This is a genomic window from Dyella sp. SYSU CM1112, from assembly GCF_058216415.1.
Window position 1 is genome coordinate 113,370 of sequence record NZ_JBZEGI010000004.1, and the last position, 15,578, is coordinate 128,947.

General features: G+C 56.5%; 14 protein-coding genes. 9 read left to right on the top strand and 5 right to left on the bottom strand.

The features are described 5' to 3' along the window. From AC4HNJ_RS07880 to AC4HNJ_RS07890, 3 genes are all read right to left on the bottom strand, one after another. Positions 1 to 1,299: an ABC transporter permease gene (locus AC4HNJ_RS07880; protein ID WP_490479007.1), complete on the bottom strand. Its 1,299-nt coding sequence runs from the start codon at positions 1,297 to 1,299 to the stop codon at positions 1 to 3. A 274-nt stretch (positions 1,300 to 1,573) separates the two neighbouring features. Further along, complete coding sequence (locus tag AC4HNJ_RS07885) at positions 1,574 to 2,311, bottom strand: LytR/AlgR family response regulator transcription factor (RefSeq protein ID WP_490479008.1); 738 nt, start codon at positions 2,309 to 2,311, stop codon at positions 1,574 to 1,576. Next, positions 2,308 to 3,417 carry a sensor histidine kinase gene (locus AC4HNJ_RS07890; protein WP_490479009.1) on the bottom strand — a complete coding sequence of 370 codons (1,110 nt, stop codon included), beginning with the start codon at positions 3,415 to 3,417 and terminating at the stop codon, positions 2,308 to 2,310. Before AC4HNJ_RS07890 ends, AC4HNJ_RS07885 begins: the two co-directional genes overlap by 4 nt. 285 nt (positions 3,418 to 3,702) lie before the next feature. Between AC4HNJ_RS07890 and AC4HNJ_RS07895 the strand changes: the two genes are divergently transcribed. After that, the gene (locus tag AC4HNJ_RS07895; protein ID WP_490479010.1) at positions 3,703 to 5,652 is read left to right on the top strand and encodes an alpha/beta hydrolase family protein; all 1,950 of its coding nucleotides are present in this window, start codon (positions 3,703 to 3,705) and stop codon (positions 5,650 to 5,652) included. Positions 5,653 to 6,434: 782 nt separating this feature from the next. After that, the gene (locus AC4HNJ_RS07900; protein WP_490479011.1) at positions 6,435 to 6,710 is read left to right on the top strand and encodes an XAC0095 family protein; all 276 of its coding nucleotides are present in this window, start codon (positions 6,435 to 6,437) and stop codon (positions 6,708 to 6,710) included. 260 nt (positions 6,711 to 6,970) lie between these two features. Here the strand turns inward: AC4HNJ_RS07900 and AC4HNJ_RS07905 are convergent, their stop codons facing one another. Further along, positions 6,971 to 8,005: a hypothetical protein gene (locus AC4HNJ_RS07905; RefSeq protein ID WP_490479012.1), complete on the bottom strand. Its 1,035-nt coding sequence runs from the start codon at positions 8,003 to 8,005 to the stop codon at positions 6,971 to 6,973. Positions 8,006 to 8,391: 386 nt separating this feature from the next. Then, positions 8,392 to 9,318 (bottom strand): hypothetical protein, encoded by a 927-nt coding sequence (locus AC4HNJ_RS07910; RefSeq protein WP_490479013.1) that lies wholly within the window; start codon positions 9,316 to 9,318, stop codon positions 8,392 to 8,394. Between the two features lie 286 nt (positions 9,319 to 9,604). On the opposite strand from AC4HNJ_RS07910, the gene AC4HNJ_RS07915 reads away from it, so the two are divergent. From AC4HNJ_RS07915 to AC4HNJ_RS07945, 7 genes are all read left to right on the top strand, one after another. Then, positions 9,605 to 10,573: an RHS repeat-associated core domain-containing protein gene (locus tag AC4HNJ_RS07915; RefSeq protein WP_490479014.1), complete on the top strand. Its 969-nt coding sequence runs from the start codon at positions 9,605 to 9,607 to the stop codon at positions 10,571 to 10,573. A 1-nt stretch (position 10,574) separates the two neighbouring features. Next, positions 10,575 to 10,901 (top strand): hypothetical protein, encoded by a 327-nt coding sequence (locus AC4HNJ_RS07920; protein WP_490479015.1) that lies wholly within the window; start codon positions 10,575 to 10,577, stop codon positions 10,899 to 10,901. A gap of 57 nt (positions 10,902 to 10,958) precedes the next feature. Beyond that, positions 10,959 to 11,450, top strand: coding sequence for a YfbM family protein (locus tag AC4HNJ_RS07925; RefSeq protein ID WP_490479016.1), 492 nt, complete (start codon positions 10,959 to 10,961; stop codon positions 11,448 to 11,450). Positions 11,451 to 12,385: 935 nt separating this feature from the next. Further along, positions 12,386 to 13,342, top strand: a complete 957-nt coding sequence (locus AC4HNJ_RS07930; protein WP_490479017.1) for a hypothetical protein — start codon at positions 12,386 to 12,388, stop codon at positions 13,340 to 13,342. Between the two features lie 117 nt (positions 13,343 to 13,459). Beyond that, positions 13,460 to 14,344, top strand: a complete 885-nt coding sequence (locus tag AC4HNJ_RS07935) for an alpha/beta hydrolase (protein ID WP_490479018.1) — start codon at positions 13,460 to 13,462, stop codon at positions 14,342 to 14,344. Positions 14,345 to 14,360: 16 nt separating this feature from the next. Next, on the top strand, positions 14,361 to 14,636 hold the full coding sequence (locus tag AC4HNJ_RS07940; protein WP_490479019.1) for a hypothetical protein: 276 nt from the start codon (positions 14,361 to 14,363) through the stop codon (positions 14,634 to 14,636). Positions 14,637 to 14,784: 148 nt separating this feature from the next. Then, positions 14,785 to 15,573 carry a nucleotidyltransferase domain-containing protein gene (locus AC4HNJ_RS07945; protein WP_490479020.1) on the top strand — a complete coding sequence of 263 codons (789 nt, stop codon included), beginning with the start codon at positions 14,785 to 14,787 and terminating at the stop codon, positions 15,571 to 15,573. The last annotated feature ends 5 nt before the right edge of the window (positions 15,574 to 15,578 follow it).

Consider the following 15,578-nt stretch of genomic DNA (forward strand, 5'->3'; position numbering starts at 1 on the left):
TCAAGGGCTCTTCAGTTGCAGGGCAGGCGTGATCTGGCTGGCGCGCCACGCCGGCAGCGCGCCGGCCAGCAGACTCGCACTCACCGCCAGCACAAAAGTCATCAGCAGCATCGCGCCATCCAGATGTGCCAGCGATGCGTAGTCCGCCGGCTGTCGGCGCACCCACCACAAGCCTAGATACGCCAGCAGCAGGCCGCCCAGGCCACCGGCAAGCCCGATCACGCCAGACTCCGTCAGCAATTGCATGAATAACGCACGCTGCGATGCGCCCAGCGCACGGCGCACCCCCAGTTCGGCGGAGCGGCGCAGGAACTTGGCCAGCATCAGGCCCACCGTATTGACCAGACACACCAGCAGGAAACCCAGCGCCAGCCAGGTTTGCAGCTGCACATCGCCGGGCACCACCTGCTCGTAATCCAGCCATTGCATCAGATCGCGCAGACGCACATTGGGCGGACGTACAAAGCGGCCCAGCGACTTTTGCTCCTGCGAGTAATGAATCAGAAATTGCCGGTACGCGGCGGCCTGGGTCGGCGTATCCAACTGCACCCAGAACTGCAGCCACACGCAAGGTGCCGTGGGAGTGGCGTCGGCGCCGCCATTGCCCCAACAATCGGCGCCGCCGAGATGCGCCAGATGCAACGCCTGCGAGGTGGATAACGGCACGTAGACGCCTTCATCCTCACCGTAGTTCTTCACGTTGAGATCATAGAAATGCGGATTCGGCCGCCAATCCCCCAGCACGCCGATGATGCGCAGGGCGTGACCCTCCACGCGCAGCATGCGTCCACGGCTGTCGCGGCCACCGAACAGCTTGTCATTGAGCTTGCTGCTGATCACCACCACGGCAGCGCTGGCCGCATCCTCGGACGCACCCCAGGCATGGCCATACTGGAACGGCACGCCGAACATCGGAAAGAAATCGGCCGTGGTATAGCGCGCGGTTTCGTAAAACGGATCGAGCGCGGACTGCGCCGGCTGGATGGCCACCGAGCCGCCTGTCATCAGCGCCTGACGATCCGCCCGCTTCGCCCGCAATAGATTCATGCCGTCGATCCAGGTGACTTGATCCGGCGGTTCGCCATGCGGTTGATAGTCATCCATGTCGCGCGGATCAAGCTGCGGCGCATACAGCGTGCGGCTACGTCCCGGCAACGGATCGCCCGATAGCACGTGCAGCACGGTCAGCGTGGTCATGCTGGCGCCGATGCCCAGTGCAACCGCCAGCACCATCAGCGCGGTAAGCGCTTTGTTGCGCCGGAGACTCCGCAAGGCAAGGTCGAAGTAGTAGCCGAACATTCCCTCCCCCTCCATTTACTGCCGCTTCCACAAACAGCAGCTTGATCCACCGGCAACAAGCCCGCAGCAGATGCGGGGTGAAAGGAGACGTGGGCGTGGCAACGTGGACCTTATTCGGAGCCTGTGGGACGTTGGATGGCCGGCTGCAAATCGGCCAACCCGGCGATGCCCATCGCTTCACCTGCCCGTAGCGCCACGCTGGGCGGGCGAAGCGTCGGGAGTCGATTCTCGCCTCGCCGAATCTTTGCCTTGACCATCCACGTTCGACGGGCTCTTAGCCCATGCGCGCGAATAACGCATCGCGATACCGTCGGCTAAGCCGAAGCGTGCGGCCGTTGTGCAGGTGGATTTCGTAGTCGCCCTTGAACAGCGGAGTGAGCGATCCGATCGAAGCGAGGTTCACCGCTGCCGACTTGTGGACACGCACAAAGCGCTGCTCTCCCAGCTGGGACAGCAGGTCCTGCAGGGTCCTGCGCAGCAGGTAGGTGCGGGTCGTCGTATGCACATGCACGTAGTTGTCGTCGGCCTGGAGCCATTCGACGGATGCCGCATCGATCAGTTGCAGTCGTTCGCCATCCGGTACGAGCAAGCGCTCGCACGCGGGAGTCTGTATTCGTCCAACGGTGACTGCCGTGGCGCCGGACTCATGAGCGCGCAGCCGCTCCCTCACACGCTGCACCGTGCGTGCGAAACGATCCCGGTCGTAAGGCTTGAGCAGGTAGTCGATCGCATTGAGATCGAACGCCTTCACCGCATGCTCGTCAAAGGCGGTGACGAACACGATCAGCGGTGCGCTCGATGGTTCGAGCTGCGCTGCCACTTGGAGTCCCGACAGCGTCGGCATCTGCACATCCAGAAAGGCCACCTCTGGGCGAAATCGTTCGATGCACTGCGACGCGGACAGTCCGTCTTCGGCCGATCCGACCACTGTCATGTCGGGTTGCTCCGACAGCCAACGCTCGAGTTTCTCGCGGGCCGGCGATTCGTCGTCGGCGATCACGACGCGGATCATGGAATGGCATCCGTCAGCGGTATCAAAACACGCGCGGCCACGCCATCGCCTTCATTGCGCACCAACAAGGACGCGGCTTTGCCGTAGATGATGTTCAGGCGCTCCCGGCAGTTGCGGAATCCCACCCCGTCACGATGTGTGGGCGCCAGCGTGGAACCCGAGTTGCTGACCGCGATTTCCAGCCAATCGTTTTCGCGCCGGACATGGATATGGATGCGTACAGGCACCGCGGTAGATTCGACGCCGTGCTTGAACGCATTCTCAAGCAAGGGCTGCAGCATGAGCACGGGAACAGGAATATCGAGGAGGGTCGGATCAGTCTGCCAGCTCAATGTCACGCGATCCGGGAACCGCTCGCGCATGATGTCTGCGTACAACGCAAGCGTGCGAAGTTCTTCAGCGAGCGGCGTCATCTCGTTCTCGATGGATCGAAGACTGACGCGCAGCAGATCGCCGAGCGCCGCAACCAAACGATCCGCGCGCGTCACGTCGGTATGCATCAGGGCGGACACGGTGTTGAGCGCATTGAAAAGGAAATGCGGTCGTAGCTGCCCTTGTAACTGTGCAAGCTGCGCTTCGGCCAATGCTTTCTGCGTTTGCAACAGACGGCGCCATTGGAGTTGCCACTGTCCATAAGAATCGATACCGAACAGTATCCCGAGCCACAGCCCCGTGAAATACGTCAGCTTGAGGCTCTCATAGACAACAACAAAGCCCCATCCGGAGTGCTCGTAGGTGCGGCCCACGGCGGCGTAGACACCATGCCGTATCGCGTAAACTACCGTGATCCACGTGATGACAACCAACGGCAACCACCGCAGATAGCTGCCGAACCAGATCAAGGGTTTGTCCAGATGCCGTGCGTAGCGCTCCCGCACCTGCACGGCAAGCCACATCCATCCGGTGGAGACCAGTGCCGAACTTCCCTCCGTCAGAACCGGCTCCCACCAGCGGGTGAGCGGATCACGGAGTTGATCCTCGATCGCAACGCCGATCATGAGCAGCCAGAACGCCGCCCACAACGTCCAAAACGTGGCCAAGGTCTTCGAAGGAAACGTCGCGCCGTAATCGGTATGGACGTCCGTCGCAGCTAGATGGGAGCGCATGTTCATCATGCGCGAGTGTAGCTTCGCCCGCCGCGACAGGCGCCTTCTATGTGGCAAGCGGGACTTATGAGGGGCAAGCCGGCGATGGTCCTGGCATTGAAAGTCGTTACTTCAGCAGGGCTGAACCGACGAGGATCAAGGGCGGCTTTGTAACCTGCTGTGCATGGCCATGTCAGACATGATCAGGTTTCGACTCTTTGGCTATACTGAATCATGCGGGCGGCCTCGGGGGAGCAGGTTGGCCGAACCGTATGACATGTCGTGTGTACTCAGGGGAAATCAAACATGAAGAATGGACGTGCGCGCGCCCTGGCGGCAGCGCTGTGTTTGCTGATGCCTATGGTTGCTGCCGCAGCCGGCGACCGCGTGCCGGTGGAGGTCTTTGCGCGGCGAAGCAGTTTCTCGTTACCCAGGCTTTCGCCCGACGGAAAGTACCTGGCGGTAGCCATTGAGCAGGGTGAAGACCATGCCGTGCTGATCTACCCTCTCGATGATATGCACCATCCCAAAAGTCTGCGGCTGCCCTTTCACCAGCTTCCGTATGACATCCAGTGGACCGCGCGCGAGCGTCTGGTGGTCGAGCTGGCCAAATTCGTGGGTACCCTCGATCGCCCGGAACGATTGGGCGAAATCGTAGCCACCGACGCGGACGGCAAACGGGTCCAGCCCATGTTCAATCGCGAATGGGGCGTAGCCGGGCGCGGTGGCCTGGAGCGTACCGCCGACGATGGCTACGCCACCATCGCCGGCCTGCCGCCGAAAACCAACGGTCACTTCTACATGCAGACGTACATGTGGGACGACGAGAAAAACACCTGGCTTTACGATGTAAACGCCGACAACGGGGTGCGCCACCTGATCGGCCAGATCAATGTGGGTGACATGGATTTCACCTTGGATCCGGACGGCAAGGTGCGCTACGCCGAAGGCCTGGACATAGACAATAACTACGTCGTCTATCGCATGCAGAACGGCCAATGGGCGCCGCTTTCGAACCGTGAGCGTTTCGAACCTATCGTCTTCTCGCAAGACACGCAGCATCTGTATGCGCGCGTTAGCGTCAAAGGCGGCCCGTTGTCGCTGGTGCAAACGAATGCGGACGGCACCCAGGCACAGGTACTGGCCAAAGACGACTTCGGCAACATTGGCTATGTGCAATGGACGCCGCAAGACGAACCCATCGCCGCTGCGCCGGCCACCGGCATTCCAAAGTCGATTGTTATCAACGGCGATCAGCCACTGTCGCAGATTTACCAAGTGCTGCTCACCAAGTTTCCCAATGAGTTCGTCACTTTCTCCAGCTTCAGCGAAGATGGAACCGTTCTGGTTTTTGAAGTCAGCAGCGATCGCGATCCCGGCACGTATTACCTGTTTGATATGAAAGCCAGGACGGTGGCGAAATTGTTCTCGGAGAACGCTGACATCGATCCCGACAAGATGGGGTCGCGTGTGCCCATGCGTTTCACCGCCAGTGACGGCATGCCGCTGGAAGCGATTCTTACCGTGCCGCACGGCGCTACCCTGAGCAACTTGCCGATGGTGCTGCTGCCGCACGGTGGCCCGTTCGACGTCCACGACACGTGGTTTTTCGACAACGATGCGCAGTTTCTCGCAAGCCGCGGCTATCTGGTTCTGCAAGTTAACTATCGCGGATCGGGCGGTCGCGGCCCTGGGTTCGTCGATGCGGGCTACGGCAAATGGGGAACGCGCATTCAGCAGGATTTGATCGACGGTGTGAAGTGGGCAGAAGCGCAGCATTACGGCGATCCCAAGCGCGTCTGCGTTTACGGCGGCAGCTTTGGCGGCTATTCGGCAATGATGACGGTGATCCGCGCGCCCGGCTTGTTCAAGTGCGCGATCGGCGAGGCCGGCATCTACGATCTTTCCATGATGTACAAGAAGGGCGACATCAAGGATCGGGAGTCTGGGAGAAATTACCTGGAGCAGGCCATTGGCAAGGATGCTTCCGAGCTGGCGGCCAATTCGCCAGACAAGCTTGCCGACAAGATCGACGTGCCCGTGCTATTGATCCACGGCGAAGCCGATGAGCGTGCGCCCTTTGCGCAGGCCAAGGCGATGCGTGCCGCACTGGATGCCGCGCACAAGCCGTACGAATGGTTGGTCAAGCCAAACGAAGGGCACGGTTTCTACAAGGAAGAAAATCTCGTGGATATGTACAACCATATACAGAGCTTTCTCGAAAAAAATATTGGACCTGGCGTGCAAGTGAACTGATGCCGAAACGATGTGCTGCCGTTTTCGGCAGCGCATGCCTTGCTCGCAGGGGAGGGGACGAGAAGCAGGCGAAAGCGGGAGATCAAGTCTCGATGCCAACGACGCTTGCATGCGCACGTAAACCATTCGAGCGTTGAACTTCAATCTCGCGCATACAGCCCCCTCCCCTACGTGCAGTAGGGGAGGGTTGGGGTGGGGTGAAGCCAATCTCGCGTTGAATCGAATCAGCACCGCCAGCGCAAGCCACCCCACCCCGACCCTCCCCTGCTTACAGGGGAGGGAGTGGAGAGTGCAACGCAGATAGAAGGAACAAAGCACGCGTGCAGTGGGCGCTGCAAGAAGCAAGCGCACGCAAGGTAATGAGGCAAAGTCTCAAACTTGCATCGCATCGGCGAAACGCGCTGGACAAACCACGGTGCTTTCCGCGATGGTTTGCAGGTCGGGCGTGCTCATCACACAACGGATGGCACAGCACGCCCGACCTTGGAAGTGAGAGCGCGGACCGAACGAGTGACAGCTCATCCGGCCCGCTGACCATAACAACTTAAAGAGGAAGTTATCATGGCTGAGCCAGATGATACGGCACGCACAGGGCTCTGTGTTCACCCCCTGCCGGTGTTCATCCCTCTCACGGCCACGCTGCTTGCGTGGTGTCAGGCGATGAGGGGCACGTAGTCCAAGAGGGCTTACCACCTTTTTAGATGATGCAGCGGGGCGTTTGCCCTGTGTCCCGTCACGCCGCGTGCAATGCGCGGCGTGATTTAAAGACATGGAATCATGCTATGCAAAACAAACATCATCCCTTGCTGGATTCGCATCCTTACCAGCTGAGTGAAGACGGCCATATCAAGTTGCAGGAAATCCGCGATCAGCTTTTCTTTCTCGCCGCGCTCGCCTATCCGCAAACCGAGCCGGAAGATGGCGTGTTGCTGGAGGTCACGCGGTCAGCACTCGGCGAAAGCTTCGAACGCTTTGCAGGCCAGATTAACGAGGTGCTGCATCACGCCGTGACGCGACCACACGTGTCGATCATCCGACAGCATGACAGCCTGCAGTAGCGGGCGGGTTGTTGCGAAAACCATTCAGCAGCGCCGTCGCCGGTAAGGCGCTGGATCGGGCTGCTTTTGAGGTGTGTCTTTTTTACGGGGCGACCTTGGAATGGGCAATGGTCGATTACTTCGTTCCACCGAGGCTTATACGCCCGCTTTCGATAATCGAAAGCGGACGCCTCTACACATTCACGTCAGACATTCACGTCGGGGATGTTTTCGTCCAGCAGCGCTATCGGACGTTTCTCAGCCACTCCCCGGCGATGCCCTCAGTCTTCTTTCTTGACGTCGACGGTATGCATGGGACGGCACTGTCCGTCATAGCAATCGATCAACACGCTATAGCCATTGCACGGTGCGATGAACGTCGAACCGCCGTTGGACTGGACAGCACCGCAACCCACTTGGCTCGCCGCCGCCTGAGCCATCGCTACACTGGCGGCGACATCCGGGGTGATGGGCGCCGGTGGCAGAGCAGGGGCCGATGGTGCGGCGGGTTGAGGCGAAGGCATCGCCGTCGCCGGCCCGGTTTCGGTAACAGGATCGGGCGCAGGCGCCGTTGTCGCGGCAACCGATGTCGGCACGGGCTCGGCAACAGTCGTGGGTGCAGGCGTCGCTATCGTTTGCGCTGAGTCGTCGGAACCCACCATGCCCGGTATCCGATGCGATACGTCATCACGATAGGCGCTCAGCCCCTTGTCGACAATCTGTATCCAGGAATCTTCCGTCGCCGCCGCGTGTTTCTCTTCAACGTGGGTGCTCACCGTCACCGGCATGTCGATGCCACTGATGACCAGATTGGTCGCAATATCGTTATTGAGTGTGATGGCCCAGAAGCCGGGATCAAACCACGCCCAGAACTTCTTGATGTGCACATCCACGACGAGCGCAGCAGGACCGGCATCGCCTTTGTCCTTTACCTGATAACCCGCCTGCTCGAATGCCGCCACGAGGTTTTCCCGAATGACACCTTTCACCGTTTGCCCGGGTTGCAACAGCACATCGCCCAGCGCCATGCCGTAGGTATTGCGCTTACGGCCAACGGCGCGAGCCTTTATGTCATCGCTCGCCTTGTCCGCCCCACCGAAACCCAGAGACGGCGTACTTGGATCGCTCGGCGCGTCCTCAAACGTGCGCTCGTCGGTAATCGTGCCAATCACGATCACCCGCTTTGCGGATGAACCCGACGCTGCAGGCGCGACAACCACAGGACTTTGCAGCTTGATCTCGCTACGCGACGTAGCGCACCCCGTCATAAGCCATATCGCCGTCAGCCCGACGACAGCCATCAACGTGCGAATCATTTCCTATCCCCCTGCTCCCGTCCATATTGGACAGCTGTCTTTACCGTGTTTGTTTACGGGATACAAGAAGGGGAAGGGGCTGGTCGCTTGGCGATCATGGGCGCCACGGGGAAGGGCTGCGTTTTCCTTGTGGCGGGCTCTGCTCAGGCCGGGTTGGAGGCAGCACAATAATGGAGGTCGCCGGACAGATAGGTGACGGGTTCACCAGCGATCATTTTGTTTCCATAACAATATGATAATAATAAACCAATATATCTAGTGAGCTCGATCAAGGTATCCCGAGCCGCATCCCGCATTTCCTGCGGATAAAAAGTAACCGCCACGTCTCCATGATTTCACGCAGATATGCTGTTGAGACGTGGCGGCGATGCTCCGAAGATCACTTGCTAGGGATTCTTCTTTTGTGCGGGTATCGCACATAGTTGTTGGCTTTTTTGAACTGGCGCAGTCGAAATTTTTCGACCGATGGGGACGCCACTTACCGATTGAATGGAGGTGCGAGGAATGGCTGTCGCTTCGCCGTCCCGGATAACTGCGCAGAAGTTTGGCCCGCATTGGAGCAATCTTGCCGGAGCGTCCGCCGTGGGCTCACCGATGTAATGAACAATAGGATGATTGACGGCTGCTGTACTGCAATCACTCATTGCGTCTTTTCGACCGAGCGCCCAGAACGGCAAGACAACTAGATAAATCAATAAAGCCACGCAGAATGTCAGAACCATAAAAATCATTGGCACTGACATTAGAAAGAGTGTGGGTAACCCGCCATAAGCAACACGCTTAACTACATCATTGCTTGGTTTCTTGAAATATCTAGCGATCTTCGGATTATTACCTAGACGCTGAGTGATGGCCTTTAACTTTTTCCACCAGCCAAATTTGACGCCCAAAAAGCCGGCTAGAGGAGTCAGCACCGCTAGCGCCAGTTGCGGCCACTCTGCAAGCAAGTAGCGAGGGTAAATGTGCCAGAGTGCGATAGGCCCTTTTCCTGCCACCATCGACCAGCCGAGGAGTGCGTACCAGTAAGCGTCATCTGGAGATACTGGAAATTGTGAAGCATTCAAGCCGAAGTAATCCAAGTACGCCTCAGTGAACATACGACCCTGTGCATAAAACACTGTGGCAAGTAAGGTCAACAACGGAAGTGACATCCACCAGCGGTTTTTGGGTTTTTCGTCACTTTTATGGACCGTCTTTGAAATGGACTTTTCATGACCGCTAATCGAAGATGTGGCTGGGGCGCTCGATTTCACGTCGATAATTTGTACCGTTACCTGTTCGGTGCTGCTCGAAGATTCGCTGGTTTGTTCCATGGTTATCCCTCCTGCGACAAAGAAGTTGTAGAAAGCCAAAGTCAAATTCACTGCGCCAAGACCGTGCGGTTAATTGAACCTTATCTCTTCGTTTGCGAGATCGAACTGCCACTTAGAATGTTTCAGCTTATATTTCAAAACGACCGTGAGAGTTTGATTCTGGGCCCCTTGCCTTTGGGTGTCCTGAGCGTCGAAAAATGAGCGTAGGACCGGCAGATGGTTACCTATGACAGGCTTTCGGGTAACCTCCTGAGACCGATAGGGGAAGGACAACAGGGAAAAGGATATGGCTGGTCACGGAAACCGCAGGATCGCTGTTTGTTTGTTGGTCTTGATCGCAGGCACTTTGCACGCTCAGCAGAACGGAACAGTCACTTACGTGTACACCGATCCGCAGGGAACGCCTTTGGCGGAAGCGGATGCGAATGGAAACATTACCAAGACGTTTGATTACACACCCTATGGCAATGTTGCGATGGGTACGCCACCAAGTGGTCCCGGATATACGGGACACGTCAATGATCCCGAGACGGGCTTGGTCTATATGCAACATCGCTATTACGACCCTGTAACCGGACACTTCCTAAGTGTCGATCCAGTTGGCGTATCACCCGGCGATGCGTACAGGTTCAACCGCTACGGTTATGCGAAAGACAATCCCATCAATTTCCTTGACCCTGATGGAAGGGATGCCCAATTATTTTGGTCAGATCCAACGCATGTGACGCTAACAGTCCCCTACATCGTGGGCGTGAACGACGGATCACACTTGCCCATGACGACAGCCAGCATAAACGCATCGTTCAAGCAAGATTTCTCCGGAAAAGTCGTCCTCAATGGGCAGACTATTACCGTCACGGCTCAAGCCATTGAGGCGAACGGAACGAACACAACCGGACACACAAACTTTCTTTCGGTTGTACCCGATACACAGGGCGTAACCGCATCTGGGCGAGCGCAGACAAATGCAATTGGAGGCGACCGAGTGACGATTGCAGCTACCGGAAAATATGCAGCGACGCCCTCCACGGTAGCGCATGAATTTGGTCATGTAAGCGGCGCCGGTGACCAATACAAAGGTGGTGTAGACGTCAATGGCAACGTCATCAAGCAAGCTGATTCTAGCCAATCTGGCATCATGAATTCTCTGAATGGTGGACAGGCAAATCAGCAGACCATGCAAGAAATCCTTCGAGCACCCACAAATACCAATACTTGCTCGCCTGGTACGCATGCAGGCAATGGAGGTTGCTGAGATGCAACACGCAAAACTTTTGACAGTCGCGCTTTTGTTTTCGATGACTGGTTGTGCATCCGTAGGCACAAAAGTAGATACCTACAGCGGAGAGTATTTCTACAATTTTGAATATGCGTACCTCACTCCTGATGGTTTAAATGAGCAATGGTGTCTAAAGGGAGATATGTCACAGGCCGAACTTCCAACAAAAGGCGCTGAAGGAACGTCGCATGTGACTGTTCAAGGCACCTTGGGACATCGGGGAAGCTACGGCAACTTAGGCGTGTGCAAAAGGATCTTGACAGTCACCAAGCTGGTGAATGTCACCAACATGCGTGGCAAGTGACAACGTATAGTTGGCGGTACAGGCGCAATGCGCTTCGAGCTAAGCACAGGGGGCAGTATGTCAATGATAGGTAACTTCGTTGCCATTGATGGCGCCACGTTGAATCGGCTCATAGGCAACCCGGACGATGTCCTCGGATTTCTTTATCCAGAGAGCGGTGACGTTCCTCCAAATCTGCTGGACGTGGAGAAGGCGTGGCATGCGATTCACTTCACGCTGAACGGATCTCAGTGGGACGGGCACGGGGTCTTGGGTATGGCGGTGCTGGGTGGTACTGAGATTGGTGGGGACGCGGGTTATGGTCCCGCCCGTTATTTGGCGCAGGGCCAAGTGAAGGAGATCGCCGACATTCTATCGAACGTTTCGAAGGAAGAGTTCATCGAACGCTTCAATCCTCAGGCCTTAGACGAACGAGAGATCTATCCACAGATTTGGGTGCGGGATGGCGACTTTGGTCGATCCTACGTCCTAGGTCATTTCGTCAACCTGGTGAAATTTTACCGCGAAGCGGCAGACAGGGGAGATGCGATGCTGTTGTTCATCAACTAATGGCGACGAATGGGAATGACCGCTTCCAACCCGTAGTTGACCTTAGCTCTGGTCGACAAGGGGAGACCCTGAAGATGAAGCGCTTTGAGTTCTATAGCGGTAACACCCTGGTCGGGTGGTCGGACCTCGAAGGACTTGATCGTTCGATGGCGACAGCCTACGGAGCTTTTTTGGTTGCCGAAGGTTACGCGGGTATCCAAGGTGCGGTAATCGCACTCAGAAGTGCCAATCAACGTGAGCTGGACTTGAGTGTCAGGCTGAGCAGCGGCGGACGAGTACAGTGCGTACAGAGGGAGTCGATCGCGCAACGGCGGCGCGGTTCAATCGGGTGTCTAACCACATTGCGAGCCACCCAATAAGAACGGCAATCGGATCGGTGCTAATTTTTCTTTTTCTCGCTACATCAATTTATATGATGTTTACGATGCCAAGAGAGGAAGGTCCATATCGCGTTGTGATGGGGACCGTTCAATCCAGTGCGGTTGTCTGGTCCGGTCGAGTTCATTGGGGGAGTGTCGCGAAAGAACTAGTTGTTCTGCCGGATGGGCGAACAGTAAGTGTGCGCAGTGATAGAGGCCTACTACTTAAGCCTGGAACACCGATTGCCATCCGGCTTTACGAAACGGGTGCCATAGCGCCGGATCAGCCTCTACAGCTGTAGAAAGAATTAAATTTGTTCGCCGAACGCTTTGCGTAGCGTTTTGTATCGACCGGCTGAGATCGCAACCAGGAGCGGACACTTCCATTGCCCGAAAGTGAGATCTGAATTTGCGACGATACTGGGCGGAAATGCCTTGCGTGAGATTGCGAACACGTGGCCAAGCTGGAGCGGACATTCCCCTAATCTGTGCGCCAAGGTTGCTTTTCGCGTGGCAAAGCAATGAGATCCCCTATAGAGTTCTGCCACGCATTAGCATGTCGCATAGGGGGCGCGAATGTTCCGATGGATCAAGGAAATTTGGACAGGATCAGATCCTGTCGAGTTCGAAAGCTCATTCGGATTAATAGAATCCGTTGAACGCCTGAAGGCAGCTACGCGTCGCTGGGGACTTTTCACCGTGTCGCAAGAAGTGGCGAGTGGAATAGTGTCTGAGGATCGTGTCTCACTTCAGCGGGTCATCCCCATGGTGGGTAATTCGTTCAAGCTATTCTTTGTCGGCCGCTTCGAGCTGAGCGGTGACAAGGTGGTACTAAGGGGGCGCTTCACCCTTCACTGGTTTGTGAAACTCTTCATGGCCGTCTGGCTCGGGTTCTGCGGGCTTTTTGCAGTGCTGGGCATATTTGCTGCCTTGCGTTCGCCGCAAGCGACGCCGATGCCCTTTGCGGGACTCGGCATGTTGGTCGCCGGGCTTGGGATAGTGCGACTCGGCGGCTGGTTCTCCCGTAACGACCCAACGTGGCTATCCACTGTAATCCGCAATGCGCTGAGCACGCAGGCAGAGAGGGCTTCAACAGGCCAAGTAACGGACATGTCACGCCAGCCTCAAAAGGGCTGGCCTCCGACCGTCATTTTGGTTGTTTCGGCGGTGCTTCTTTTGGGCGGGTTCATGAGCTTTGTTTCTGCGGTCACCGGCATCCAGTCCTATCAGGGCCACTCGGGAGGGGCCTTCGTTAGGCACTACGCAGATATGCGATTGCGGTATGTGGTCGCAGTCTATGGCGCTTTAATGTTGGCATTATCTCTAGGCATCTACCGGCGGCGTATGTTTGCCTGGCGAATGGGCTTCGTTGTGCTCGTTGGCGGAGGTATTCTCCAGACGTTCGGCCTGTTGACCAGCAATGACCTTGGCAATGCGCGCGTCCCGGCAATCGTCTTTTGCGTCTTCGCAGCCGTGATCCTGATCATCTGGGGGCGCTGGTGGTATGCACAACGCGTCCATTTTCATGATTGATCTGGGAATGACTGCCGTCAACCCGCGGCGGACACAAAATCGCCAGCCGAATGTCTCATATCGAATCGGATAATCGATGTAAATCTCGGAAACATGGATCGTAGGTTCACATATCTAATGGCTCATAACGCCCGACTCGTGAAGTGGTTGTTCGTTCTAGTGCTGATGGGGCTTCTTGGACTTGTGGGTACGTGGATAGCTGGCTCAACGCTCGTCAGCCCCACACAAGCGTCCATCGGAGCACCGCCATCTGACATTCCTGCTCAAGCAGTGGTGTTTCCCGATGCGTCAGGTAAGCCTATCCACGGTTGGTTTATTGCGGGTGCGAAAGGTCAAGGTGCAGTGCTCTTGTTGCACGGTGTGCGTGCGGATCGGCGAGCCATGGTCAATCGCGCTCGGTTTCTCCATGCGGCAGGTTATGCAGTGCTACTGATTGACTTCCAGGCATCCGGCGAAAGTCCTGGTAAGGCGATCACCTTCGGCTATCGCGAAGCAGATGACGTGAAAGCATCGCTGCGGTATCTCCATCAACAACTACCCGGCGAGCGTGTAGGGATCATCGGTACGTCGATGGGCGGCGCCGCCACGATTCTTGCCGAGCCGAATGTGGATGCAGATGCTGCTGTGCTCGAACAGGTCTATCCAACGATTCGCCAGGCCACTGAGGATCGGCTCGCTATACACCTTGGGCCTATGGGGCCGTGGCTAGCCCCCTTTCTGCTAGCCACCTTACATTGGCATCTCGGCATTTATCCCGACCAGCTGCGTCCGATCGATCACATCGGGCATCTGGCGATACCTAAGCTATTAATAGTAGGTGACCGTGACCGGGACACGACCCTGCCTGAATCCTACGCGATGTTTCGTGCGGCGACAGGACCTAAGGAGTTATGGGTGGTGCATGGAGCAAGGCACGTTGATCTTTACGGATATGTTGGCACTGATTATCAGATCCGTGTGCTCGACTTTTTCGATATCTGGTTACGCAGGAGCCCGAATTGAATCAGGGAGGAGCCCAATGTTCGTCGCGATTTTGGTCACCATATTGCTCGGCACGTTGTGGTCGCCTTCATGGATCGTACTGAAATTCGTAAGACGACTTTCAGAAGGGGCGACAATATGCAAGGCTTGGCCGATCTGGTTGGCGCTGGCATGTCTAGCTGTGGCGTTTATCTTCCTTGCCGATGCGATAGGCCTTACGAATCCGGCAGGCTACATGTTCGGCATTTGCTTAGGGCTCGGTGTTCTGGGAGCTGTGATGCTGTGGCGATTCGCGTCGACGGAGCATAACTAGCATCGGCTTTGAAAAGCGATACTCATGGCGTTTAACTCGCTTCTTTTGTGTTTGCGATTTCCGCGGTCTGGCTTCGATTAAGGCGTCATGGCAGGCTCTAACCAAACGTCTAAGCGAACGCCGACTGCTCTACTCAGGTGTGAGGCCCATGATTCAACCTTCTGTACGTGCTGAAATTGAGAATCGTATAAGTCGTGCCGAATCGGAGCATGGCGTTAGGGTCCTGCTAGCTGTGGAGTCTGGGAGTCGTGCGTGGGGCTTTGAGTCTCCCAACAGCGACTACGACGCTCGATTCATCTATGTCCACCCCAGAGATTGGTACCTTTCGGTAGGACTGGAAGAGCAAAGAGACGTCATTGAATATCCGATCGTCGATGATATTGACCTAAACGGTTGGGATTTGCGAAAGGCCTTGAGACTCTTTTGGAAATCCAATCCAGCATTCGTTGAGTGGATTCAATCGCCAATTATCTACAAGCAGGAAGGTAACTTCGCTCACTTAGTCCGTGAGCTTCTGACCACGGTCTATTCCTGCGAAAGTGGCATGTATCACTATCGAAGCATGGCCAAGAAGAATTTTCGCGGCTATCTGAAAGGTGACCTTGTGCCGCTGAAAAAATACTTCTACGTTTTGCGTCCACTGTTGGCATTCCGTTGGTTGGAACGATACCAATCTGCAGCTCCCATCGAATTCGAAAAGCTGCTGCATCTGTTGGGTGATAAAGCCTCGCTGCTTGCGGACATAGATAGTTTGCTTACATTGAAGCGAGGGGCGCCAGAGATGGGATTGGCCGCGCCGGTCCCGTCGATACATGCATTCATCGAAGCGGAATTGGATCGACTGGAGCGAGTGTCTCCGAGCAAATCCGAGGCTGCACTAGCCGTCCCTATGCTCAACGACGTATTTCGCTCCAGCCTTGAAGCGGCGTGGGCTTAGCGAAT